A 22,417-nucleotide genomic window follows, 5' to 3' on the forward strand; every position below is an offset into this window, starting at 1 on the left:
AGCTCTGTACCTGGAGAAAATAATGACAACGCCGCAAGAGAATTATTGTTATTTTCCGCTCGCGATAAATAACGCCGTGCGCTACTGGCAATTATCGCCCATTTCTTCCCTGCCCTATGATGTGGCTGACCAGCCAATGCAGGGCGAAATGGATCCCTTTTTCTTTTTAAGTAAACATAAAAACTTTATTCCCCACACCTACCCGTGCCGCACGGAATTCCAGCGGGATTTCGCTGGCAAAAAGCCGACGCCATTTGGCGAGACCGCAATGACAACGTGGTGGTTTCCGTTTGGCTCGGATCGCGTCGATCTTTCCGGCTTCTGGTTTCGCCCGACGCGCGTCGGCGCGCTGGCAAAAAGTCAATTTGTGGCAGAAGAGCCAGGTGAACACACCTTTCGCCTGACCACCTGCGGGGCGGCGGTCGTTTCGGTGAATGGCAACGAGGTGGCGTGGAAGGCGGATTACCAGCGCAACCTCGAGAGCGTGTTTGAATTTACGGTCACGTTGCACGCCGGGTTAAACGAGATTGCCGTCTGGTTTGACGATCTGGCCGAGCGCGATATTCGCTTCTTCTTCCAGCTCGATTATGTGCAGGGCGCGCCGCTGCACATTGCGCTGCCGACGCCGATCGGTGGCGAAATGACCCGCCATATGGAGCAGCTGCTCGACGGCATCTCCTTTGATCAGGCGACCTACACCTCCGGCCCGGTGCGTCTGCGCTTCCCGCAACCGGCAGCGGAGACCCTGCATCTCGCCATTCGCGTGGTGGGGGATTTTATCTCCTTAGACAGGCCAGTCGAACTTTCGGCAACGCTGGAGAAAGGCGAAACGGAGGTGGAGATTGCGCAGAGCGAAGCGCTGCCCGCAGATTTCCGCAATTTTGTTATCAGCTTAGAGAAAGCAGGCTTTCGCATCACCCGCACGCTGGGGGTGGAGATCTGCCACGCCGAAGAGCAGGCGCAGGTGCCCACCACCCAGCAGGCGCGCATCGACGAAGCGCTGCACTATGTAGCGACCCGGGGCGAGTACAGCAGCGTTAAAGCGCTGGCGCGGCTGGCCTGTCATATGAACGACGCGCAGACTCACGCGATGCTTGAAGGGGTGCTGCCCTCGGTCGAAGCATGTCATGACTGCGCAGATTTCACCCTCGTACCGCTGCTGTGGTGCCGTATCGCCTGGGGCGAGCAGATCGCCGCCGACACGCGGGCGAAAATCGATCATGCGATCCTCAACTTCCGCTACTGGATGGATGAGCCGGGCAATGATGTGCAGTGGTACTTCTCGGAAAACCACGCCCTGCTGTTTCACACCGCCGCGTACCTGGCGGGCAGCTTTTTTACCGACAGCACCTTTGCGCGCAGCGGTAGAAGCGGGCGGGAGCAGGCCGACGCGGGGCGCACGCGCGTGCTGGCGTGGCTTGATCATTTCGAGCAGTGTGAAATGGCGGAGTGGAACTCGGCCCCCTATTTCCCGATTGATTTAAAAGGGTTAACCGCGCTCGCCGCGCTGGCGGACGATGCTGAAATCGTTGCCCGCAGCCAGCGCGCGATTGCCCGTTTATTAGAACAGATTGCGCGTTCTGCCCACCAGGGAACGCTTACCGCCTCGCAGGGGCGCTCCTACGAATACACCTTACGCGCCGGGCGCTCGCTGGAGCTCTCTGCCCTCTCCCGCCTGCTGTGGGGCAAAGGCAACTACGGCTGCCGCTTCCACGCCCTGCCGCAAATTGCGCTGCTGCTGCGCCAGCAAAAACTGTCGCTGGCGCCGGAACTGGCCGAGGTTGCCGTCTGGCAGGGTGATAGCGCGCTGGAGTGGTGTTTCGCCCAGGGCGCAAACCGCATCGCTCGCCTCTATCACTACAAAACTCGCCAGGCGGCGATGGGCTCAATTGCTGGCTATCGCTGGGGCGAATGGGGTTATCAGGAGACGCCGATCCATCTGCGCATCGGCGACCGGCCGGAAGCGCAGATGTGGATCAATCACCCCGGCGAAACCCTACACGGCGGTTTTGGTCGCCCCTCGTACTGGGGCGGATGCGGCACGCTGCCGCGCGTGCAGCAGTATCGCGGCCTGGCGGTGGTCCTCTTTAACACTCATGACGGGCAACCGGACTTTACCCACGCCTGGCTGCCGCAGAGCGCCTTTGATGAAAAACAGATCGATGCGGCGCGCATTCTGCTGCGCGGTGGTGAAGGCATGGTGCAACTGACCGGCAACCGGCCTTTTGAGGTGGTCGATGGCGGCCCAACCCGCGAGTGCGAAGTGCGCCTCTCCGGGCGCGAAACCTGCTGGCTGATCCGCCTCAATGACGATCCCGCACTCACCACGCTGGCGCAATTTGCCAGCCACTTTGCTGATTTGCAGGTTGAAACACGGGGCGACGGCACGCTGCACGTGCGCGATGCGAATTACGGTGAGGTGCTGTTTTATGCCGACGGACGCGTGCAGGCGCAGGGGCGCACACTCGACCCGGCGACGTGGACCGTTGATGGCGAAAGCCGCGAACTCACTCTCTAATCCCTCTGGCGCGTAACGACCCGGCGGGTGACCGTGCGGGTCGGGAGACAGTTTATGGAAACGCAAATTGATAAGGCGCGCAGCCCACAGGCGGCGGCGCAAAACGACGTTAACCCGAATGCGATCCACAACCCCGCCCGGGCGGTGGCGAAGCCGAAAAGCAACTACCGGTGGGTGATCTGCTCGATGCTGGTGTTCGCCACCACGGTCAACTATATGGACCGGCAGATCCTCGGCCTGCTGGCACCGATGCTGCAAAAGGATATCGGCTGGACGCAGATCGAATATAGCTGGCTGGTAAATGCCTTCACCATTGCTTACGGCATCGGCACGCTGGTGTGCGGGCGCATTATCGACAAGCTCGGCACCCGCATCAGCTACGCCATCGCCATGGTGGTGTGGAGCGCCGCCGCCATGCTGCACGCGGTGGTCGGCACCGTGGTCGGTTTTATGATTGTGCGCGTGATTTTGGGGCTGGGCGAAGCGGCTAACTTCCCGGCGGCGATGAAAGTGATCTCCGACTGGTTCCCGAAAAAAGAGCGTACGCTGGCGACAGGTATCCTTGGCGTAGCGGTCAACATTGGCGTGGTGATCTCACCGGCATTGATCCCCTTTATTGCCATTCATTACGGCTGGCACGGCGCGTTTCTGATCCTCGGCGGCGTTGGCTTTGTCTGGCTGATCCCGTGGTTTTTAGCCTTTGGTAAGGCGAGCGATAAAGCCACCCAGGAAGAGCTGACGTGGATCCGCCAGGATAAAGAGGAGGCGGTGAACGTCTCCGCCATCAAATGGACGCAGTTGCTGAAGTATCGCCAGCTGTGGGCGTTTGCTCTCGGCAAGATGCTGACCGACCCGATCTGGTGGTTCTTCCTCTTCTGGCTGCCGAAGTGGCTTAACGAGTCGCGCGGGCTGAATATGGAGGGCTTAGGTTTACCGCTGATCGTGATCTATCTGTTTGCGATTGTCGGCAGTCTTGGCGCGGGCTGGTTGCCGGGCAAACTGATGAATATGGGCTTTAGCGCGGCGAAAGCGCGTAAAACCACGATGCTGATTTGCGCCTGCCTGGTGACGCCGATTTTTGCCGCCACCCAGGTCGATAATCTGTGGGCAGCGGTGGCGCTGGTCGGTCTGGCGGCGGCTGCGCATCAGGGCTGGTCAGCGAATATTTTGACCTCCGTTTCCGACCTCTTCCCCAACGCGGCGGTCGGCTCCGTGGTCGGGATTGGCAGCACCTTCGGCATGATCGGCAGCGTGATTTTCTCAACGGTTATTGGTGCCGTGCTGGAATCTTCTGGCAATTACTGGGCGCTGTTTGCCATCAGCTCTGTCGCCTATCTGGTCGCCTGGGGCGTGATGTACCTGCTATTGGTGCCAAAAATGGAGCGGGCGAAATTCGATTAACCCGCTCGCGCTTAAAACGGGGACGCTTCGGCGCCCCGTTTTGCTACCGACTGACGCTCGACCATCGTGCAGGCCAACTCAATCCGCCGCGGGGTTTCAACGCTACCGGCAATCATATCCTGCAATAGCTCGAGCGCGAGGGTGCCCATCTCCTGCACCGGCAGATGCACCGTGGTCAGCGCCGGGGAAGCAAACTCCGCCTGCGGCAGATCGTTCATCCCGACCACCGACACCGCCTCCGGCACGCCGATGCCCAGTTTTGTCAGCCCCTGCATCGCCCCCAGCGCCAGCGAATCATTGGCACACAGAATTGCGGTATGCGGGTGTTTGCCCTTCGCAAACCAGGCCATCACCGCCTGCTCGGCCAGCTCCGGTAGCCAGTCGGTCACGGTGAGAATATCGCCCTCATCGCAGGAGAGGTGCGCATCACGCATCGCTTCCCGCCACCCCTCTTCCCGCTGCGCAATGGTGCGCCGCCCTGGATGGGTGAGAAACAGAATATGCTGGTGCCCGTGGGCAATCAGATAGTCGCAGGCCATGCGGGTAGCGGAGCGGTTGCAGGGCAGCACGCTGGAGAGGCGCATCAGCGGATCTTCGCTGTTGACCAGCACCGCCGGTTTGCGCAGCCCGGCCACGGCGGTGAGAAAACCGGGGTCGTCCACCGTTAACGCCAGCACGCCGCCGATATCGGGCTCGCTCAGCAAAGCCTGCAACGCAGGATCATCCTGGCCGCTCAGAGCATGGGTCGTTAGCTCGACGCCGAGCACTTTTGCCCGCTCTTTTAACCCCTGCAACACATACCAGCTGAACTGATAGCGGTTGTAATCAAGCATCGCCGCCTGCGACACCGCCAGCACAATACGCGTGCCGCCAATCTCCTGAGCCGGTGTGTAACGCATGGCGCGAGCGACCTCCTGAATGCGGGCGCGCAGCGTCTCGCTTACCCCCTTCTCGCCCGAGAGCGCACGCGAAACGGTGCTGAGCGAAGTGCCGCAACGGGTCGCGATATCGTCCAGCCGCACGCGGCGCAAGGCTGCACCGCTCTGATCATCATCCGCTTTACGCGAAACCATTATTGCGTCCATCCTTCTGCCGGTTCGAAGGCATCAGCATGGCATTTACATAAAGGGTGTCAATAAGTTGGAGAGAGGGAGGTGGAGAAATGAGAGGCGTGTCGTTTTCGCGATAGCAAAGAGGAGAAACACTCCCCGGCACGCTTGAGCCGGGGAGCCTGCGCCGGTTACTGTCCGGCGGTTTTATCAAATTTGCCCAGCATTTCGCGCTCGTAGGCCTGCGCTTTTTTGCGGTCAAACTGGTGTTCCCACTTGGCGATCACCAGCACCGCCAGCGCGTTGCCGACCACGTTCAGCGCGGTACGCGCCATATCGAGGATACGGTCAACACCGGCGATAAACGCCAGCCCTTCCAGCGGAATACCGACGCTGCCAAGGGTTGCCAGCAGCACCACAAACGATACGCCCGGCACACCGGCGATACCTTTCGAGGTCACCATCAGCGTCAGCACGAGGACGATCTCCTGCCACAGCGACAGGTCGATACCATAAAGCTGGGCGATAAAGATTGCCGCGATGCTCTGGTAAAGGGTCGAGCCGTCGAGGTTAAAGGAGTAACCGGTCGGCACCACGAAACTGGTGATCGACGGCGGCGCGCCGTAGGCTTCCATCTTTTCGATAATGCGCGGCAGCACGCTTTCCGAGCTGGCGGTGGAGTAAGCCAGAATCAGCTCATCCTTCAGGATACGGATTAGGGTCCAGACGCTCAGCCCGCAGACGCGCGCCACCAGACCTAACACCACCAGCGCAAAGAAGATAATCGCGACATAAACGAGGATCACCAGCTTCGCCAGCGGCCAGAGCGAGGCGAAACCAAAGTTAGCGACCGTCACCGAAATCAGCGCGAAGACGCCAACCGGCGCGTAACGCATCACCATATGGGTGACTTTAAACATGGTTTCGGAAATGGAGCGGAAGACGGTTACCAGCGGCTCGCGGTGCGTTGCCGGCAGCGAAGAGAGGCCCAGGCCAAACAGCACCGAGAAGAAGATGATCGGCAGCATGTCGCCTTTCGCCATCGACGCGATGATATTGGTCGGCACCAGCGACAGGATGGTTCCCATCAGACCGTGAGCGTGGCTCTGCACGTCCGCGGTGGTGCTTTGGTATTTCGAAATATCCACCGTTGCCAGCTGCGACATATCAATGCCCGAGCCCGGCTGGAAGACGTTGGCCAGCGTAATGCCAAGCACAATCGCAACCGTAGTGATCACTTCGAAATAGATAATGGTTTTCGCGCCGATTCGACCAAGCTGCTTCGCGTCGCCAACGCCTGCAATACCCACCACCAGCGTGGAGATCACAATCGGCACCACGATCATTTTGATCAGATGAATAAAGATATCGCCCGCCGGAGACAGGAAATTCGCAATCAGCCATTCACGGCTGTCGCTCTGATAATGCAAGTAACTACCCAGAAGAATACCCAGCACCAGAGCCAGCAATATCTGCCAGGCCAGGCTGATTTTCATATTTTTCATCACTACAGACATCCTCAATGAAGCGCCATTCCATGCACAGGAACGACACATACTGAAAGGGTATGATTTGCGTTGCACGGTATTGCGGGGGTTTTTAACGCGCATTATCAGTACCATTTGCAAGGTGTAACGCGCAACCCTATAGCGGGAGGGGGTTTGACTGATTTTTTAAGGAAAAACCGTCTTTTATTCCAGTTATGAAAAATAACTACTTGTTATAAAAAACTTTTCACTCTGCGTAATTCCAATATTTAACTTTGGAAATTAATACACTGAAATTGTTCGGTTGCGCACTTTTTAATCATCAGAAATGTCGTACAACCGATCCCACACCGAAATTTCCACTGCGCTTTTCTATTTAAAGAGTGAATAATCCATGACAAAAATTATTAAGAGCCTATTTGTTCAGTGGTTTATATTCAGGCGCTTACGCTTGTTCACCTTTCATACAGCGAATAGCGGGGTAATCAAATCGTCATATTTCATAACGTGCTGTTATGAAGGAAATTTCTCTCTTTGCGTGCCTTATCGCGCTTTTTCAGCGCGGCACAAACGGTTCAGCGAATTTGCAGTTACCTTGTCTAATGCGTGATCTATCGCGCAAATAATAAACAAAGCAGGCAAAGGCCCTACAATTAACGTTCTTGTGACATATTATTAACATCTTACAAGGAGAGCAACCGCCATGAGCCAAATACATAAACACGATATTCCCGCGAACATTGCGGAGCGTTGCCTGATCGATCCACAGCAGTATGAAGCCAAATATCAGCACTCCGTTAGCGACCCGGAGACCTTCTGGGGCGAAGAGGGCAAAATCCTTGACTGGATTAAACCTTATACCACCGTAAAGAACACCTCTTTCGCGCCCGGCAATATCTCCATCAACTGGTATCAGGATGGCACCCTGAACCTGGCCGCGAACTGTCTCGATCGCCATCTCGCCGAGCGCGGCGACCAGCCGGCGATTATCTGGGAAGGCGATGACGCCAGCCAGAGCAAAACCATTACTTACCGCGAACTGCACCGCGATGTCTGCCGCTTTGCCAACGTGCTGGTGGATCTGGGCATTAAAAAAGGCGATGTGGTGGCGATCTATATGCCGATGGTGCCGGAAGCGGCGGTAGCGATGCTCGCCTGCGCGCGTATTGGCGCAGTCCACTCGGTGATTTTCGGCGGCTTCTCGCCGGAAGCGGTTGCCGGGCGCATTATCGACTCCAGCTCGCGCTTAGTGATCACCGCCGATGAGGGCGTCCGCGCCGGGCGCGCGATCCCGCTGAAGAAAAACGTCGATGACGCGCTGAAAAACCCCAACGTGAAGAGCGTTGAGCATGTGGTGGTATTCAAGCGCACCGGCGGCAATATCGAGTGGCACGAAGGGCGCGATCTCTGGTGGAGCGATTTAACGGCGAATGCCCACGATGAGCATCAGCCTGTGGAAGTGGGCGCGGAAGATCCGCTCTTTATCCTCTACACCTCTGGCTCGACCGGCAAACCGAAAGGGGTGCTGCACACCACCGGCGGCTATCTGGTTTATGCCGCAACCACCTTTAAATATGTTTTTGATTACCATCCGGGCGACGTCTACTGGTGTACGGCGGATGTCGGCTGGGTAACGGGCCACAGCTACCTGCTCTACGGCCCGCTGGCCTGCGGTGCCATCACGCTGATGTTTGAAGGGGTGCCGAACTGGCCGACCCCGGCGCGCATGAGCCAGGTGGTCGATAAGCATAAGGTCAATATTCTCTACACCGCGCCGACGGCGATCCGCGCCCTGATGGCGGAAGGGGATAAAGCCATTACCGGCACTGACCGCTCTTCGCTGCGTATTTTGGGTTCCGTCGGCGAGCCAATCAACCCGGAAGCGTGGGAGTGGTACTGGTCGAAAATCGGTAACGGCAAATGCCCGGTGATGGACACCTGGTGGCAGACGGAAACCGGCGGTTTTATGATCACCCCGCTGCCCGGCGCAACTCAGTTGAAGGCCGGTTCCGCCACGCGCCCCTTCTTTGGCGTGCAGCCTGCGCTGGTTGATAACGAAGGTAATCCGCTTGAGGGCGCGACCGAAGGCAACCTGGTGATCACCGACTCGTGGCCGGGCCAGGCGCGGACGCTGTTTGGCGATCACGATCGCTTCGAGCAGACCTACTTCTCCACCTTTAAAAATATGTACTTCAGCGGCGACGGCGCGCGCCGGGATGAAGATGGCTACTACTGGATCACCGGACGCGTGGACGATGTGCTCAACGTCTCCGGCCACCGTCTCGGCACGGCGGAGATTGAGTCGGCGCTGGTGTCGCACCCGAAAATCGCCGAAGCGGCGGTGGTCGGTATTCCGCACAATATCAAAGGCCAGGCGATCTACGCTTACGTGACGCTCAACCACGGCGAAGAGCCGTCGCCGGAGCTTTATACCGATGTGCGTAACTGGGTGCGTAAAGAGATTGGCCCGCTGGCGACGCCGGATGTGCTGCACTGGACCGACTCGCTGCCGAAAACCCGCTCCGGCAAGATCATGCGCCGTATTTTGCGCAAGATTGCCGCTGGCGATACCAGCAACCTCGGCGATACCTCAACCCTCGCCGATCCGGGCGTAGTGGAGAAACTGCTCGAAGAGAAGCAGTCCATTACGATGCCGTCGTAACCCTGGGCCGGATGCGCTGGACGTCGTTATCCGGCTGGCTTTGAAGATAATAATTACGCCGGATGGCGGCTGACGCCTTATCCGGCCTACATAAGCCCCTGCGGGTGGTAGGCCGGATAAGAGGTGTTGCGTCGCCATCCGGCAAAGAAAGCCCCTATAAACCTCTGGAGACCTGCGATGAACGACCTTTATCAGCAGATAGAAAACAGTGCGCATTTCAGGGAGTTAGTTGAAAAACGGCAACGGTTTGCCTTTCTCTTATCCATCATCATGCTGATTATCTACGTCGGCTTTATCATGCTTATCGCTTTTGCCCCGCACTGGCTCGGCACGCCGCTGCATGCGGGCACCACCGTCACGCGCGGCATCCCGATTGGTATCGGCGTGATTTTGATTTCGTTCGTGCTGACGGCGGTCTATGTCTGGCGCGCCAACAGTGAGTTTGAACGGTTGACCCGGGCGGTACTGAGCGAGGTAAAAGCGCCATGAAGAGAGTCCTGACGGCGCTTGCCGCCACACTTCCGCTGGCGGCAAATGCCGCTGATGCCATTACCGGCGCGGTGCAGCGCCAGCCGACCAACTGGCAGGCGATAATCATGTTCCTGATTTTCGTCGTGCTGACCCTCTACATCACCTACTGGGCCTCCAAACGCGTTCGCTCGCGCAACGATTACTATACGGCGGGCGGCAATATCACCGGTTTCCAGAACGGGCTGGCGATTGCCGGTGACTTTATGTCTGCCGCCTCGTTTCTTGGCATTTCGGCGCTGGTCTACACCTCCGGCTACGACGGGCTGATCTACTCCCTCGGCTTCCTCGTCGGCTGGCCGATCATCCTCTTCCTGATTGCCGAACGGCTGCGTAACCTCGGGCGCTACACCTTTGCCGATGTCGCCTCCTATCGCCTGAAACAGGGGCCGATTCGTATCCTCTCCGCCTGCGGTTCGCTGGTAGTGGTGGCGCTCTATCTCATCGCGCAGATGGTCGGCGCGGGCAAGCTTATCCAGCTGCTGTTCGGCCTGAACTACCATATCGCGGTGGTGCTGGTTGGCGTGCTGATGGTGATGTATGTGTTGTTCGGCGGCATGCTCGCCACCACCTGGGTGCAGATCATCAAAGCCGTGCTGCTGCTGTTCGGTGCCAGCTTTATGGCCTTTATGGTGATGAAACATGTCGGCTTCAGCTTCAATAACCTGTTTAGCGAAGCGATGGCGGTGCACCCGAAAGGCGAGGCGATCATGAGCCCAGGCGGGCTGGTGAAAGATCCGATATCGGCGCTGTCGTTAGGCCTTGGACTGATGTTCGGTACCGCCGGTTTACCGCATATTTTGATGCGCTTCTTTACCGTCAGCGATGCGCGGGAAGCGCGTAAAAGCGTGCTCTACGCCACCGGCTTTATGGGCTACTTCTACATCCTGACCTTTATCATCGGTTTTGGTGCCATCATGCTGGTCGGCGCGAACCCGGCGTTTAAAGATGCGGCGGGCGCGCTGATTGGCGGCAACAATATGGCGGCGGTGCACCTCGCCGATGCTGTGGGCGGCAATCTATTCCTCGGCTTTATCTCCGCCGTTGCCTTTGCCACCATTCTGGCGGTGGTCGCAGGCCTGACGCTGGCGGGCGCTTCGGCGGTGTCGCACGACCTCTACGCCAACGTCTTCCGCAAAGGCGCGACGGAGCGCCAGGAGCTGCGGGTGTCGAAAATCACCGTGCTGATCCTGGGCGTGGTGGCTATCCTGCTGGGCATTCTGTTCGAGAAGCAGAACATCGCCTTTATGGTGGGGCTGGCCTTCTCTATCGCCGCAAGCTGTAACTTCCCGATTATCCTGCTGTCGATGTACTGGTCGAAACTGACCACCCGCGGGGCGATGATTGGCGGCTGGCTTGGCCTGCTGACGGCGGTGATCCTGATGGTGCTCGGCCCGACTATTTGGGTGCAGATCCTCGGCCATGCTGCACCGGTCTTCCCGTATGAATACCCGGCGCTCTTCTCCATTGCCGTGGCCTTTATCGGCATCTGGGTCTTCTCGGCAACCGACAACACCGAAGCGGGCAAACGCGAGCGCGAGCTGTTCCGCGCCCAGTTTATCCGCTCACAAACCGGCGTCGGTATCGAGCAGGGCCGCGCGCACTAACCTCCCCCTCCTCCCCGGCCACTTTTGGCCGGGGATCACACTTTCCCCTCTCTGCCATAGGCATATTTCGCCATCGCGCTACAGTAACCTCATCGAAATGAAACAACGTTCCATTAATTCAGCAAATCAATTCATAAGAGAGGATGCGATGAAGAGCTATGCGTTAGTGGGCACGGGCGGGCGTGCCGGTTTGTATATCTCCGCCATTGGCGGCCAGTGGAGAGAGAATGCCCGCATGGTGGCATTCTGCGATACCAACCAGACGCGGATGGATTACGCCAATCAGCTGTTAATGCAGGAGGGCGCGGCCTCCGTTCCCACCTGGCAGGCGGCGCAGTTTGAGGCGATGATCCGCGAAACGCAGCCCGATACGATTATCGTCACCACCATGGACAGAACCCACGATGACTATATCGTGCGCGCCCTGCGCGCGGGCTGCGATGTGATCACCGAAAAACCGATGACCATCGATGAGACGCGCGCGCTGCGTATTCTGGATGCCATTGAAGAGACCGGCAAAACCGTGCGCGTCGCCTTCAACTATCGCTACGCGCCGCACCACAGCAAAGTGCGCGAACTGCTGATGAATAACACCATCGGCGAGGTCTACTCGGTGCATTTTGAGTGGCTGCTCAACACCGAACATGGTGCGGACTACTTTCGCCGCTGGCACCGGGAGAAGCGCAATAGCGGCGGCCTGCTGGTGCATAAATCGACTCACCATTTCGATCTGATGAACTTCTGGCTCGACAGCTTCCCGCTGCGGGTGTACGCCGAGGGCGGCCTGCGCTTCTACGGCAAAGAGAACGCCGAAAAGCGCGGCGTGACGCACTTCTACCCGCGCGCGCACGGCTATGCCGCTGCCCAGGACGATCCGTTTGCCCTGCATATGGCGGATAACCCACAGTTAAAAGCGCTCTATCTTGATGCGGAACATGAGGATAACTACTGGCGCGATCAGAGCGTGTTTAGCGACGGCATCACCATTGAGGATACGATGTCGGTGCTGGTGAAGTACCAGAATCAGTGTCAACTGACCTACTCGCTGAATACCTATCTGCCGTGGGAGGGTCTGAACGTGGTGTTCAACGGCAGCCTCGGGCGGCTGGAGATGAAAATCGTCGAGAAATCCTATGTGAACGCGGGCGGCGAGCGCGCCAATGAGGGAAGCCTGACTTCGTGTGATATTACCGTTTTCCCGATGTTTGCCGCGCCGTGGAAAGCGGATTTTACCCTCGGCGAAGGCGGGCACGGCGGCGGGGATAACGCGATGCTGGCGGATCTGTTTGGCACACCGGAGCATGATCCATTGCAACGCGCAGCCGATCACCGCGCGGGGGCGATGTCGATATTGACCGGCATTGCGGGCAATATCTCCCTCCAGCAGCAGCGGCCGGTCAATTTTAACGAGTTTGAGTTGGTCGCGCGGTTGAAGAAGGCGGCGCACGGCGCATAAAGAGTGGCATCGGAGCCGTTTAATGCCTGATGGCGCTACGCTTATCAGGCCTACGGGTTGGCATCATGCCCACGGTTTTGTAGGCCGGATAAGGCGCAGCCGCCATCCGGCATTGCTGTCGTGCTTACTTGTTCTCGATCAGCAGCGCTTCCAGCAGATCGAGATCGTGCAGCATCTTTTGCAGCGTCTCGTTACTGATCTGGCGGGTGGCGCGCAGATGGTAAAGCTCGGCGCGCTCCGAGCGCAGCGCCGCCAGGCGGAAGCGACGTTCGAGGTTCTCTTCCTGCAGCGTGTTTTCCACATCATTGCGACCATCGGCGCGGCGGCGCAGGTTACCAATCACCCGCGAACTCACCTCCGTCAGCAGCTGAGTATCGATATTCTCTTCGGTATCCGCTGCCAGGCGCTCCTCCATTTTCTGGATCGCCACTATCGCCACATCGGCGGTCGCAGCGCGCGCCATGCGCTCCTCTTTCTGCTGCTGGGCGTGGTCACGCACTTCGATACGCTGCAACAGCATCGGCAGGGCAATCACGCCGACAAAGAGTGAAAAGAGGATCACCCCGGCGGCGAGGAACACCAGCTCATAACGCGCCGGGAAGACATCGCCGGTCGGCAGCAGGAGCGGAATCGAGAGCACACCGGCGAGGGTAATCGCCCCACGCACACCGGCAAAGGTGGCAATCAGCAGCTCGCGGGTGCTCCATGCGCCGAACTCCATCGGCTTGTTGGTCAGGAAGCGGCGGCTGAAGTTCTTCATCACCCACAGCCAGCCAAAACGCACCAGCATCAGCGCGGCGTAAATCAGCAGGATATCGGTAAACAGCATCCAGGTTTCAACGTTCGGATCGGCTTCTGCCGCCACCAGCGAGGACTCCAGAATCCCTGGCAGTTGCAGGCCCAACAGCAGGAACACCATGCCGTTAAAGACAAACTCCAGCATCGACCAGGTGCTGTTTGCGCGCAGGCGCATCGCCAGCGGCGCGGTGCGCATCACGCCGGAGCGGGTGATGGTCATCCCGGCGGCGACGGCGGCAAGAATGCCGGAGAAACCGATATGCTCGGCAATCAGGTAAGAGGCGAACGGCAGCAGGAACAGCAGCACGATTTGCGTGGCCGGTTCGTCCCCGCCCCAGCGGCTGAGGAAACGCAGCGAACGGCCATAGAGCCAGCTGACGGCGAAACCGGCCAGCAGGCCGCCAATCGCCACTTTGAAGAACTCGACCGTGGCGCCGCCGACGGTAAAGACCATCGTGCCCATCGCCACGGCGACCGCGAACTTCAGCGACACCAGGCCGGAGGCGTCATTCATCAGCGCCTCACCCTGCAGGATGCCCATGATCTTTTTCGGGATGCGCCCTTCGCCGACGATGCCGGAGAGCGCCACCGCATCGGTTGGCGACAGCACCGCGGCCAGCGCAAAGGCGGGCACCAGCGGGATGCCCGGCACCATCCAGTAAATTAAGAAGCCGATACCCACCACGGTGACCAGCACCAGTGCCAGCGCAAGACCAAATATCTCGCGCCCGTGCTCAAGGAATTCGCGCGTCGGCGTTTTCCAGCCGTCGGCAAAGAGCAGCGGCGGAATAAACAGCACGAGGAAGAGTTCCGGATCGAACTCAACGTGCAAACCGAAGGTCGGTAAGGCGAGTAACGCGCCGATGGCGATCTGCATCAGCGGTAAGGGGATTTGAAACGGCAGAACTCGAGTGATAACACCGGAGAGCGATACCACAAGGGTCATGATGAGAATGGTAAAGAAGATTTCCATGCGTTCCCTGTTTGCAGTGTGTTGTTATACCCGCATCAGACCTGAGACGGGGCCTTTCAGCTTAACGCAAAGCAACCGGGCTGTGGGCAAAAAAATGGGCAACCGAAGTTGCCCATTGTCCGAATGTTTAATGATTAGATAGCCCAGCCACCGGCATAGAACGCCACCAGCGCGACAGCGATCACCACGGTGCCGATGTTCAGCTTGCGCCATTCACCGGATACCACGCGGCCAATCACCAGCGAGGCGAAGCCGATCATAATCCCGGTCACAATGTTACAGGTGAGCACGATAAACACGGCGGTGATGAGGCCCGACATGGCGTCAACGAAGTCGGCGAAGTCGATTTTCGCCACGTTGCTCAGCATCAGCAGGCCAACATACATCAGCGCTGGCGCGGTGGCGTAAGCCGGCACCAGGTAGGAGAGCGGAGAGAGGAACAGGATCAGCATAAACAGCACGCCGACGGTGATCGCCGTCAGGCCGGTTTTGCCGCCCGCTGCGGTGCCCGCCGCCGATTCGATATAGACCGCAGCCGGTGCCGCGCCAACCAGGCCGGAGAAGACGCTACTCAGGGAGTCGGTGGTCAGCGCTTTGCCGCCATCGATAATCTGCCCATCTTTATCCAGCAGGTTCGCCTGGCCTGCGACCGCGCGAATGGTGCCGGTGGCGTCAAACACCGCCGTCATCACCAGCGCCAGCACGCTTGGCAGCACCACCGGGTTGAGCGCGCCCATAATATCGAGGCTGCCGATCAGCGAGTTGCCTTTGTCATCACTCAGGGATGGCATGGCGAAAATACCGGAGAAGTGCACGGTGGGGTCAAAAATCAGACCAACAACGGAGATGCCGATAATGGTCAGCAGAATGCCGCCCGGCACTTTCAACTTCTCCAGACCGATAATCACCGCCAGGCCGATCAGCGACATGATCACCGGGAAGCTGGCGAAGTGGCCAAGGGCAACCGGCAGACCGTCGATCGGGTTTTTAACCACAAGGCCGACGCCGTTGGCGGCGATCAGCAGCAGAAACAGGCCGATACCAATACCGGTGCCGTGCGCAACGCCCTGCGGCAGGTTACGCAAAATCCAGCTGCGAATGCCGGTGGCGGAGATAACGGTAAACAGCACACCCATCAGGAACACCGCGCCGAGTGCGACCGGGACGCTGATCTGCTGGCCCAGCACCAGGCTGAAGGCGGTAAAGGCGGTAAGCGAAATCGCACAGCCGATAGCCAGCGGCAGGTTGGCCCACAGCCCCATCACGATGGAGCCAACACCGGCGACCAGGCAGGTGGCGACAAAGACGGCGGCCGGCGGGAAACCGGCTTTGCCCAGCATACCGGGCACCACGATGACGGAGTAAACCATCGCCAGGAAGGTGGTTAAACCGGCCACAATCTCCTGACGAACGGTGCTGCCACGGGCAGAAATTTTGAACAGTGCGTCAAGCGAACCGCCGGTACGCGCAGATGGCGTAGACATAGATACATCCCCTGAGAATTTTATTGTGCGTTGGCATGCGTGGTGGACAGTCCACTGCCGGTCAAACGTCTTCTCCCTGTGCTGCGTTGTGGCAAAGGGCCACAAAAAAGCAAACGTTTAACTCCGCGCATCCAACGGGTGGTCAAAAAAAGGCAAACGATTATCCGGCGTTTAGACGCCGCTTTTCAACCAAACTTTGCCGCTTTCTGCCAAATATCGCCGAAAGCGGCTAAGAACTACCCGCCGGATGCGCAAACGTTATCGTCGATGCGCAACTTTGCAACATTCTACGAACATTCTCACTCGCCGGGCAGCGAGAAGGGGCCGCCCTGTTCAATGGCGCGTTTCCAGGTAGGGCGCATTTCAACGCGTTTTTTCCACGCCTGCAGATTGGGCAGATTCTCAATACCGCCGCGCGACAGCAGGGCGAACACCGGGAAGCTCATCTGCACATCCGCCATGCTCAATTCATCACCGGCAAACCACGGGCGGTGCGCCAGCTCCCCTTCAATAAAGCGCGCGTGGGTCTCCAGTTGCTTATTCAAAAAAGCATTCTCGATCCCTTTCCCGATAAGCTTACCGACGCTGCGCACGCCGAACGGCACCGGCGGTTTGCCGAGTTGCCCCACCACCAGCTTCATTAATAGCAGCGGCATCAGCGAGCCTTCCGCATAGTGCAGCCAGAAGCGGTAATCGATCTTCTGCTGTGCATCGTGCGGCTTAAAGCGCTGCTCCGTGTCGTAGGTTTCTTGCAGGTATTCGAGGATCGCCCCCGATTCGGCGAGGATAAAGCCGTTATCTTCCACTACCGGCGATTTTCCCAATGGATGAATTTTTTTCAGCGCATCCGGTGCCAGCATGTTTTTCTGCCGCTCATAACGCACGATATTGTAGGGAACGCCCAGCTCTTCCAGCGCCCAGAGGATGCGCTGCGAGCGCGATTTATTCAGATGGTGCACTGTAAGCATGACTCTCTCCCGCGTTTATATTCGTTTTAACTATAGAGAAGCGCGGGCAAAGCGCCGAAAAAATCATAATAAAGCTGGTCAAAAAAGAAGCACAATCGCTACACGCATCTATACTTACAGTGTCAGCACAAACCGGAACCTTACTCGCTACACAAGGGGTGTTGATGTCGGGGGAAACCCTCCCGTTTCGATGCGGGATAGAGCGAAAGACAATGACCGGAAAACGACTAAAGCGCCCCAGCGGGCGCTTTAGTTTTTTTAGGCTCACTCATCTTCCAGCAACCGCGCGCCAGGCCCCTGTTTGCCCAGCGTATCGCCAGGGTTGCGTAGCGGGCAGTCGCTGCGCGACAGGCAGCCGCAGCCGATACAGCCATCGAGTTCATCGCGCAGAGCGACCAGCGTATGAATACGTCTGTCCAGCTCTTCACGCCACTGGGACGAGAGCGCTTTCCACTCTTTTTTACTCAGCGTGTGCCCTTCCGGCAGCACGCCAAAGGCCTCGCCAATGGTCGCCAGCGGAATGCCGATACGCTGCGCGATTTTGATAATCGCCACATGGCGCAATACATCGCGCTGATAACGCCGCTGATTACCGGCATTGCGCGAACTTTTTATCAGCCCTTTGCTTTCATAAAAGTGCAGCGTCGAGACGGCGACCCCGCTGCGCTTCGCCACTTCACCGGGGCTGAGAAGGGCTTTGATTCGCGGCGTTTTCTTTTCCATAAAACCTCTTTACCTCAAGTTAACTTGAGGAATTATACTCGCCCGCAGACAAAACGACGAATCGGGAAAGAGGAAGCTTTATGTCCCATCAGCAGATTATTCAGACCTTGATTGAATGGATTGATGAACATATCGACCAACCAATGAACATTGATGTTGTCGCCAAAAAGTCAGGCTATTCAAAGTGGTACTTACAGAGGATGTTCCGCACGGTGATGCATCAGACGCTCGGGGAGTACATTCGTCAGCGCCGTCTGCTGCTGGCCGCCGAAGCGCTGCGCACCACTAAACGGCCGATTTTTGATATTGCGATGGATTTGGGTTACGTCTCGCAGCAGACTTTTTCGCGCGTCTTCCGCCGCGAGTTTGATCGTACGCCGAGCGACTATCGCCACCAGGCGTAACTCACTTTAGCGAAGGCGGCTGCTGCACCCAGCGTTTAAACTCCTGCGGCGGCAACGCCTTCGCAAAGTGCCACCCCTGGCAAAACTGCACGCCGCGCTTAAGCAGCCAGGCGACCTGCTCTGCCGTCTCCACCCCTTCCGCAATGATCTTCAGCCGCAGGCTCTGCGCCATATCAATAATATGTTCCGCAATTAAGTGGCTGGTGCTGTTAGTGGAGAGCGTGTCGATAAAGGATTTGTCGATCTTCAGGATGTCGACATTGAGCGAGTAGAGATTGTGCAGGTTGGAGTAGCCGGTGCCGAAATCATCGATCGCCACTTCATACCCCGCCTGGCGAAACGCCTGGATCACCGGCGTGGTTTTTGGCACATCAATAAAACCGCGCTCGGTCACTTCAATTTTGATCTGCTCGGCACGCACCGCATAGTCGCGCGCTTTGTTGGCAATCAGCGAAATTAAGCGCGACGAGTGGAAGTCAGAGGCCGAGAGGTTGATGGAGATATAGAGATTCGGCACCACCGCCAGAAAATCCCCTAAATCGTTGAACACCTCATCGACGACGTAATCCGTCACGCGCTCAATCATCCCCTCTTTTTCTGCCAGCGGAATAAACTCCGTCGGGCTCATCACCTGGCCGTTAAAACCGGGCCAGCGCAATAGCGCCTCGGCACCGACGCAGGTGCCGTTTTTAATATCAATAATAGGTTGGTAATGAAGGCGAAGCTGACGACGGGTTAGAGCGCGATGGAGCCTGCGGCGTGGAGAAGTAAATTCCCGCCGTGTTCGCGTCCAGATAAAAAAGATTAGCGCGCTACAGATCATCCCTAACGGCAGCGTAAAAACTGCCTGCCGGTAGAGAGAGTGGAAATAGTTTTCGCGCGACGTCGAAACAATAATAGCGATTGGCCGGGAAGGCGCATACGCAATGGTATAAAAGCGGTCGCCAAGTAAAAAAGAGCTATCCTGGCGGTGAATTAGCGAGGCAAAGGTCTTCAGACGGGCGTTCTTGCTGAGGGAGAAAAAGCCGCCGGATCGCGTATCGTAAACACCATATGCCAGACGCGGATCGTCTGATGTCACATCGCTATAGGTGAGCGGGTTAATCACCGCGACATAATTTCCCCGCTGCACATAGACCATTTTATAGCCAGCATAAAAGGGGGTATCGCGATAGTAATAGAGCGCCGTGCCATGCTGCCCCTGATAATCCGCTGGTGAAATAGCATACGATTGCGCGGGCGTAACGGCGCTGGAACATAAAAAATGGTTGCCCTCGGCATAAATAAGATCGGCGACATACTGGCTGCCGTGAACAATATTAAGCATCTGGGCGCGATGTTGCGGCGTACACGGCGTGCCGCGATAGGCCTCCGCCGCGCGGCGCACGCTATCAGCCTGCTGGATAACAAGATCGGTTTTATTCAGTGCCTGGCGGGCAAATGCGCGCAGGTGCGTACGCGTATCTTTTACAGCGTGGATATGCGCAACCCATAGCGAGATCATTACCGGGATAAGAACCACCAGTATCATTCCGCTAATTCTGAGCAATTTACGAGGCACACTGAGCTTCATGTCCGCCGAAATCCATGCATTTTATGTGCCTTTTATATTGTTGGGCAGGAGGCTTTTAGAAACAGGTGATTACGTTGCATCAAACCCTGATCATTAGCAACTGACTTTTCTCTTCCGGATCCTGATATTTAACGATGCTGAGAATATTCCACCGTAAGGCAAACTAAAAGTGTGCCCCTGGTTTTATATTTAACTAAATATTTCGCCCTGCCGTTCCCCTGGGCGAAACGGTCACGAATAAGAGAGCGTGGTCATATAGGTAATACAGCGCCCATATTGTCTATTTTTCACTCGATTATCCGGTTAAAAGTAGCCATAGCATAAACTGGTACTTAATAGTTAAGTTACAATGTACTCACGCTTAATAATATAAGTCGCCTTAATTATCTGGCGAAAAGTAGCGCAATTTATGCGCCGCGCTTTTCCACAATCAGAACATCCTCATGACCACGATTATCGCGATTTTGTCGTTTTATTGCTGCGCTTATGTAAAATTTATTTCTTATTTCCATGCGAGGGTTAGTTAAATAAAAATATTGAATAAGATCGATCTCGCCTGACCACGATAATGTTTCAAGCCACTTTTTGCCGACTTAAAAAACTAAAAAAGCTCTCTTTTTGTACTGGTGAATAAAACAGCAATTGTGATAGAGTTCACAAATTCCGTGCATGCGGAACCCACTTTTACATTGTTGTGTTAACCCGACGGACAACTGCTTTCGCGCGCTGCGCAGGCTTTTGCTCGCCAGGTGTTTGATTCTCCTGAGGATAGTAAGATGGCAACCCTTACCACCAGCGTGGTGCTGTTTCGCTGGCAGTTATTGAGCGCACTTTTAATGTTTATGGCCAGTACGCTGAACATTCGTTTTCGCCGTTCAGATTACTTCGGACTCGCGGTGATCAGCAGCGGCATGGGGCTGGCAGCCGCCTGCTGGTTTGCCACCGGTCTGCTTGGCCTGTCGGTGATGGATTTCGCCAAAATCTGGCAACACTTTGCGTCGGTGTGGGAAGAGATGACCCGCAACGCACCGCCAGAGTGGCCAATGGTGATGACCTGATAAGCAGCTGGCCCGGATGATCCCCCCAGCAAAGCGTTATTTCCCCAGCTTTGACAGCATCTCCGGGCGCATAAATTTCTGAATAACCAGCATAAAGAGTACCGACGGCAGTAACAGAATCAGCGCCGTAATCGACGAGATCTGATAATTTCCGGACATGCTGGCGGTATAGAGCAGGATCGGCAAGGTGGTGATATCCGGCGCGCCGACAAAAAAGGTGGCGGTGAACTCATCCAGCGACTCCAGAAAGACGAAGATACTCGCCGCAATCAACCCTGGCGCCGCCTGCGGCAGCGTAATGTGGAAAAAGGTATAGAGCGGCCCGGCACCGAGATTGCGCGAAGCCCTCGCCAGCAGCGGATCGAGTGACGAGAACGCCGCGACGCTGATCCAGATTGAGTAGATCAACCCATGCACGCTGTGCACCAGCACCACCCCGGCAATCGTGCCGTTTAAGCCCCACTGATAAAAAAGCCGCGCCACGTTCATATAGACCGTCAGATTCGGAAAGGCCTGCGGAATCAAAAAGAGCAGCATAAAGAAGGCGCGCCACGGCATTCCTCGCTGCGCAAGCGCATAACCCGCCGGCACCGAAATCAGCAGACAGACCAGCACCGACAGCAGCGCAATCAGCACGCTTATCCCCAGCGAGCCGGAGATGTCGCTATAGGGGCTAAATACCTGATTCCAGTATTTCAGCCCCCACTGGCTCGGCAGCGCATGGGGGAAAAACCAGCTCTCCGCCACCGTCCAGATCAGTAAATTAAGCAGCGGCCCGAACAGCGCCAGCACCAGAAAGGTGAGCAGCAGCGTTTGTAAAAGAAAGCTGTCGAGAATTTTTTGCCGTAACCGGTTCATGCTTGCTCCCCTTTTGCCTGCAACGTATGGCGTAAATAGAACCACGACAGCGCGGCGCAAATCAGATAAGAGATCACGCCCATCGCGTTGGCGACCGGGTAATCTCCGTATGAGTTGACGCGAAAAGCCATATCCACCGTCATCATGGTCGGCGTGCCGGTGCCAATCATCATCGGTACCGAAAGTACCGACATCATCGTTACAGTCGAGAGCACCATCGCCACGCCGATGGTCGGTAAAACCTGCGGCAAAATGATGTCGAACAGAATACGTACGCGCGACGCGCCGAGGTTTTGCGCCGCCAGAATATGGCTGCGATCTACCGCCGCCATCGCCCCGCAAATCAGCAGGGTTGAGAAGGCCATCTGTTTCCAGACGAAGGTAATAATGATCCCGCTCCAGCCGAGCAGCGAGGTGGTCTCTGTCGGCGTCAACAGACCGGCGGCCACCAGCGCATTGTTCATCAGACCGTTTTTCGCCAGAAAGGTACGCATCATCTGCGCCGTAACGATAAAGGGAATAAAGAGCGGCAGGCGGTAGAGAAACGCCAGTGCCCGGACAATGCCCTGCCAGGGCGAGAGCACAATGATGGCGGAAATTGTTATCGACAGCAGCGCGAGGATCGCCAGCGACACCAGCACAATGATCACCGTAAACAGGATGTCGCTGGAGTAGAGCGAGAACATCTTCGCAAAGTGCGCCAGCGTTAACGCGTGGCTCTCGTCGGTAAACGCCGAGATCAGCGAATAGCCGAGCGGCCAGAGAAACAGAACCGCGATGGTCAGCGTTGCCGGGCCAACCAGCAAAAGGGATTTCATCGTATGTCGCATGGTAAACCTGAATAGTCACTTAAACGCCCGGATCGGCGAT

17 protein-coding genes are annotated in these 22,417 nt (G+C 57.0%); 8 read left to right on the forward strand and 9 right to left on the reverse strand.

Annotated features, from left to right (window positions below):
* Positions 1 to 22 precede the first annotated feature (22 nt).
* Both EH164_RS20570 and EH164_RS20575 read left to right on the forward strand, forming a co-directional pair.
* Entirely contained in the window at positions 23 to 2,518 is a 2,496-nt protein-coding gene (locus tag EH164_RS20570; RefSeq protein WP_124970574.1) for a hypothetical protein, read from the forward strand.
* Between the two features lie 54 nt (positions 2,519 to 2,572).
* Positions 2,573 to 3,919, forward strand: coding sequence for an MFS transporter (locus EH164_RS20575; protein WP_094192994.1), 1,347 nt, complete (start codon positions 2,573 to 2,575; stop codon positions 3,917 to 3,919).
* A gap of 11 nt (positions 3,920 to 3,930) precedes the next feature.
* Here the strand turns inward: EH164_RS20575 and EH164_RS20580 are convergent, their stop codons facing one another.
* Together EH164_RS20580 and gltP are read right to left on the reverse strand one after the other, a co-directional pair.
* Positions 3,931 to 4,992 (reverse strand): LacI family DNA-binding transcriptional regulator, encoded by a 1,062-nt coding sequence (locus tag EH164_RS20580; RefSeq protein ID WP_124970577.1) that lies wholly within the window; start codon positions 4,990 to 4,992, stop codon positions 3,931 to 3,933.
* A gap of 167 nt (positions 4,993 to 5,159) precedes the next feature.
* On the reverse strand, positions 5,160 to 6,473 hold the full coding sequence (gene gltP, locus EH164_RS20585; protein ID WP_023478428.1) for a glutamate/aspartate:proton symporter GltP: 1,314 nt from the start codon (positions 6,471 to 6,473) through the stop codon (positions 5,160 to 5,162).
* Between the two features lie 685 nt (positions 6,474 to 7,158).
* Between gltP and acs the strand changes: the two genes are divergently transcribed.
* The 4 genes from acs (at position 7,159) to EH164_RS20605 (ending at position 12,708) form a co-directional block, all read left to right on the forward strand.
* Positions 7,159 to 9,117 carry an acetate--CoA ligase gene (gene acs / locus EH164_RS20590; protein WP_124970580.1) on the forward strand — a complete coding sequence of 653 codons (1,959 nt, stop codon included), beginning with the start codon at positions 7,159 to 7,161 and terminating at the stop codon, positions 9,115 to 9,117.
* Between the two features lie 177 nt (positions 9,118 to 9,294).
* Positions 9,295 to 9,606 (forward strand): DUF485 domain-containing protein, encoded by a 312-nt coding sequence (locus EH164_RS20595; protein ID WP_054803074.1) that lies wholly within the window; start codon positions 9,295 to 9,297, stop codon positions 9,604 to 9,606.
* On the forward strand, positions 9,603 to 11,252 hold the full coding sequence (gene actP, locus EH164_RS20600; RefSeq protein WP_124970583.1) for a cation/acetate symporter ActP: 1,650 nt from the start codon (positions 9,603 to 9,605) through the stop codon (positions 11,250 to 11,252). The genes EH164_RS20595 and actP overlap by 4 nt, the downstream gene beginning before the upstream one ends.
* 148 nt (positions 11,253 to 11,400) lie before the next feature.
* Entirely contained in the window at positions 11,401 to 12,708 is a 1,308-nt protein-coding gene (locus EH164_RS20605) for a Gfo/Idh/MocA family protein (RefSeq protein ID WP_124970586.1), read from the forward strand.
* 124 nt (positions 12,709 to 12,832) lie between these two features.
* On the opposite strand, the gene EH164_RS20610 is transcribed toward EH164_RS20605, so the two are convergent.
* The 4 genes from EH164_RS20610 to soxR all read right to left on the reverse strand — a co-directional run bounded on the left by EH164_RS20610 (position 12,833) and on the right by soxR (position 17,654).
* Positions 12,833 to 14,479, reverse strand: coding sequence for a Na+/H+ antiporter (locus EH164_RS20610; RefSeq protein ID WP_124970589.1), 1,647 nt, complete (start codon positions 14,477 to 14,479; stop codon positions 12,833 to 12,835).
* A 134-nt stretch (positions 14,480 to 14,613) separates the two neighbouring features.
* Positions 14,614 to 15,963: a guanine/hypoxanthine transporter GhxP gene (ghxP, locus tag EH164_RS20615; RefSeq protein ID WP_124970592.1), complete on the reverse strand. Its 1,350-nt coding sequence runs from the start codon at positions 15,961 to 15,963 to the stop codon at positions 14,614 to 14,616.
* Positions 15,964 to 16,262: 299 nt separating this feature from the next.
* Positions 16,263 to 16,931 carry a glutathione S-transferase family protein gene (locus EH164_RS20620; protein WP_076769037.1) on the reverse strand — a complete coding sequence of 223 codons (669 nt, stop codon included), beginning with the start codon at positions 16,929 to 16,931 and terminating at the stop codon, positions 16,263 to 16,265.
* Between the two features lie 264 nt (positions 16,932 to 17,195).
* The gene (soxR, locus tag EH164_RS20625) at positions 17,196 to 17,654 is read right to left on the reverse strand and encodes a redox-sensitive transcriptional activator SoxR (protein ID WP_076769038.1); all 459 of its coding nucleotides are present in this window, start codon (positions 17,652 to 17,654) and stop codon (positions 17,196 to 17,198) included.
* A gap of 80 nt (positions 17,655 to 17,734) precedes the next feature.
* Between soxR and soxS the strand changes: the two genes are divergently transcribed.
* Positions 17,735 to 18,058, forward strand: coding sequence for a superoxide response transcriptional regulator SoxS (soxS, locus tag EH164_RS20630; protein ID WP_023478478.1), 324 nt, complete (start codon positions 17,735 to 17,737; stop codon positions 18,056 to 18,058).
* A 1-nt stretch (position 18,059) separates the two neighbouring features.
* On the opposite strand, the gene EH164_RS20635 is transcribed toward soxS, so the two are convergent.
* A complete protein-coding gene (locus tag EH164_RS20635; protein WP_124970595.1) occupies positions 18,060 to 19,631 on the reverse strand; it encodes an EAL domain-containing protein in 1,572 nt (523 codons plus the stop codon).
* A 776-nt stretch (positions 19,632 to 20,407) separates the two neighbouring features.
* Here EH164_RS20635 and EH164_RS20640 point away from each other — a divergent pair.
* Positions 20,408 to 20,689 carry a YjcB family protein gene (locus EH164_RS20640; RefSeq protein WP_023478396.1) on the forward strand — a complete coding sequence of 94 codons (282 nt, stop codon included), beginning with the start codon at positions 20,408 to 20,410 and terminating at the stop codon, positions 20,687 to 20,689.
* 36 nt (positions 20,690 to 20,725) lie between these two features.
* On the opposite strand, the gene EH164_RS20645 is transcribed toward EH164_RS20640, so the two are convergent.
* The gene (locus EH164_RS20645; protein ID WP_124970598.1) at positions 20,726 to 21,547 is read right to left on the reverse strand and encodes an ABC transporter permease; all 822 of its coding nucleotides are present in this window, start codon (positions 21,545 to 21,547) and stop codon (positions 20,726 to 20,728) included.
* On the reverse strand, positions 21,544 to 22,377 hold the full coding sequence (locus EH164_RS20650; RefSeq protein WP_124970601.1) for an ABC transporter permease: 834 nt from the start codon (positions 22,375 to 22,377) through the stop codon (positions 21,544 to 21,546). Before EH164_RS20650 ends, EH164_RS20645 begins: the two co-directional genes overlap by 4 nt.
* Between the last annotated feature and the right edge of the window lie 40 nt (positions 22,378 to 22,417).

The organism is Kosakonia sp. CCTCC M2018092 (assembly GCF_003864115.1).
In the GTDB taxonomy this organism is placed as follows: domain Bacteria; phylum Pseudomonadota; class Gammaproteobacteria; order Enterobacterales; family Enterobacteriaceae; genus Kosakonia; species Kosakonia cowanii.

Excerpts from the sequence above, each read along its gene's own strand:
- EH164_RS20570 (WP_124970574.1), top strand. The coding sequence starts at position 23 with ATGACAACGCCGCAAGAGAATTATTGTTATTTTCCGCTCGCGATAAAT.
- EH164_RS20575 (WP_094192994.1), top strand. The coding sequence starts at position 2,573 with ATGGAAACGCAAATTGATAAGGCGCGCAGCCCACAGGCGGCGGCGCAA.
- EH164_RS20580 (WP_124970577.1), bottom strand. The coding sequence starts at position 4,992 with ATGGTTTCGCGTAAAGCGGATGATGATCAGAGCGGTGCAGCCTTGCGC.
- gltP (WP_023478428.1), bottom strand. The coding sequence starts at position 6,473 with ATGAAAAATATGAAAATCAGCCTGGCCTGGCAGATATTGCTGGCTCTG.
- acs (WP_124970580.1), top strand. The coding sequence starts at position 7,159 with ATGAGCCAAATACATAAACACGATATTCCCGCGAACATTGCGGAGCGT.
- EH164_RS20595 (WP_054803074.1), top strand. The coding sequence starts at position 9,295 with ATGAACGACCTTTATCAGCAGATAGAAAACAGTGCGCATTTCAGGGAG.
- actP (WP_124970583.1), top strand. The coding sequence starts at position 9,603 with ATGAAGAGAGTCCTGACGGCGCTTGCCGCCACACTTCCGCTGGCGGCA.
- EH164_RS20605 (WP_124970586.1), top strand. The coding sequence starts at position 11,401 with ATGAAGAGCTATGCGTTAGTGGGCACGGGCGGGCGTGCCGGTTTGTAT.
- EH164_RS20610 (WP_124970589.1), bottom strand. The coding sequence starts at position 14,479 with ATGGAAATCTTCTTTACCATTCTCATCATGACCCTTGTGGTATCGCTC.
- ghxP (WP_124970592.1), bottom strand. The coding sequence starts at position 15,963 with ATGTCTACGCCATCTGCGCGTACCGGCGGTTCGCTTGACGCACTGTTC.
- EH164_RS20620 (WP_076769037.1), bottom strand. The coding sequence starts at position 16,931 with ATGCTTACAGTGCACCATCTGAATAAATCGCGCTCGCAGCGCATCCTC.
- soxR (WP_076769038.1), bottom strand. The coding sequence starts at position 17,654 with ATGGAAAAGAAAACGCCGCGAATCAAAGCCCTTCTCAGCCCCGGTGAA.
- soxS (WP_023478478.1), top strand. The coding sequence starts at position 17,735 with ATGTCCCATCAGCAGATTATTCAGACCTTGATTGAATGGATTGATGAA.
- EH164_RS20635 (WP_124970595.1), bottom strand. The coding sequence starts at position 19,631 with ATGAAGCTCAGTGTGCCTCGTAAATTGCTCAGAATTAGCGGAATGATA.
- EH164_RS20640 (WP_023478396.1), top strand. The coding sequence starts at position 20,408 with ATGGCAACCCTTACCACCAGCGTGGTGCTGTTTCGCTGGCAGTTATTG.
- EH164_RS20645 (WP_124970598.1), bottom strand. The coding sequence starts at position 21,547 with ATGAACCGGTTACGGCAAAAAATTCTCGACAGCTTTCTTTTACAAACG.
- EH164_RS20650 (WP_124970601.1), bottom strand. The coding sequence starts at position 22,377 with ATGCGACATACGATGAAATCCCTTTTGCTGGTTGGCCCGGCAACGCTG.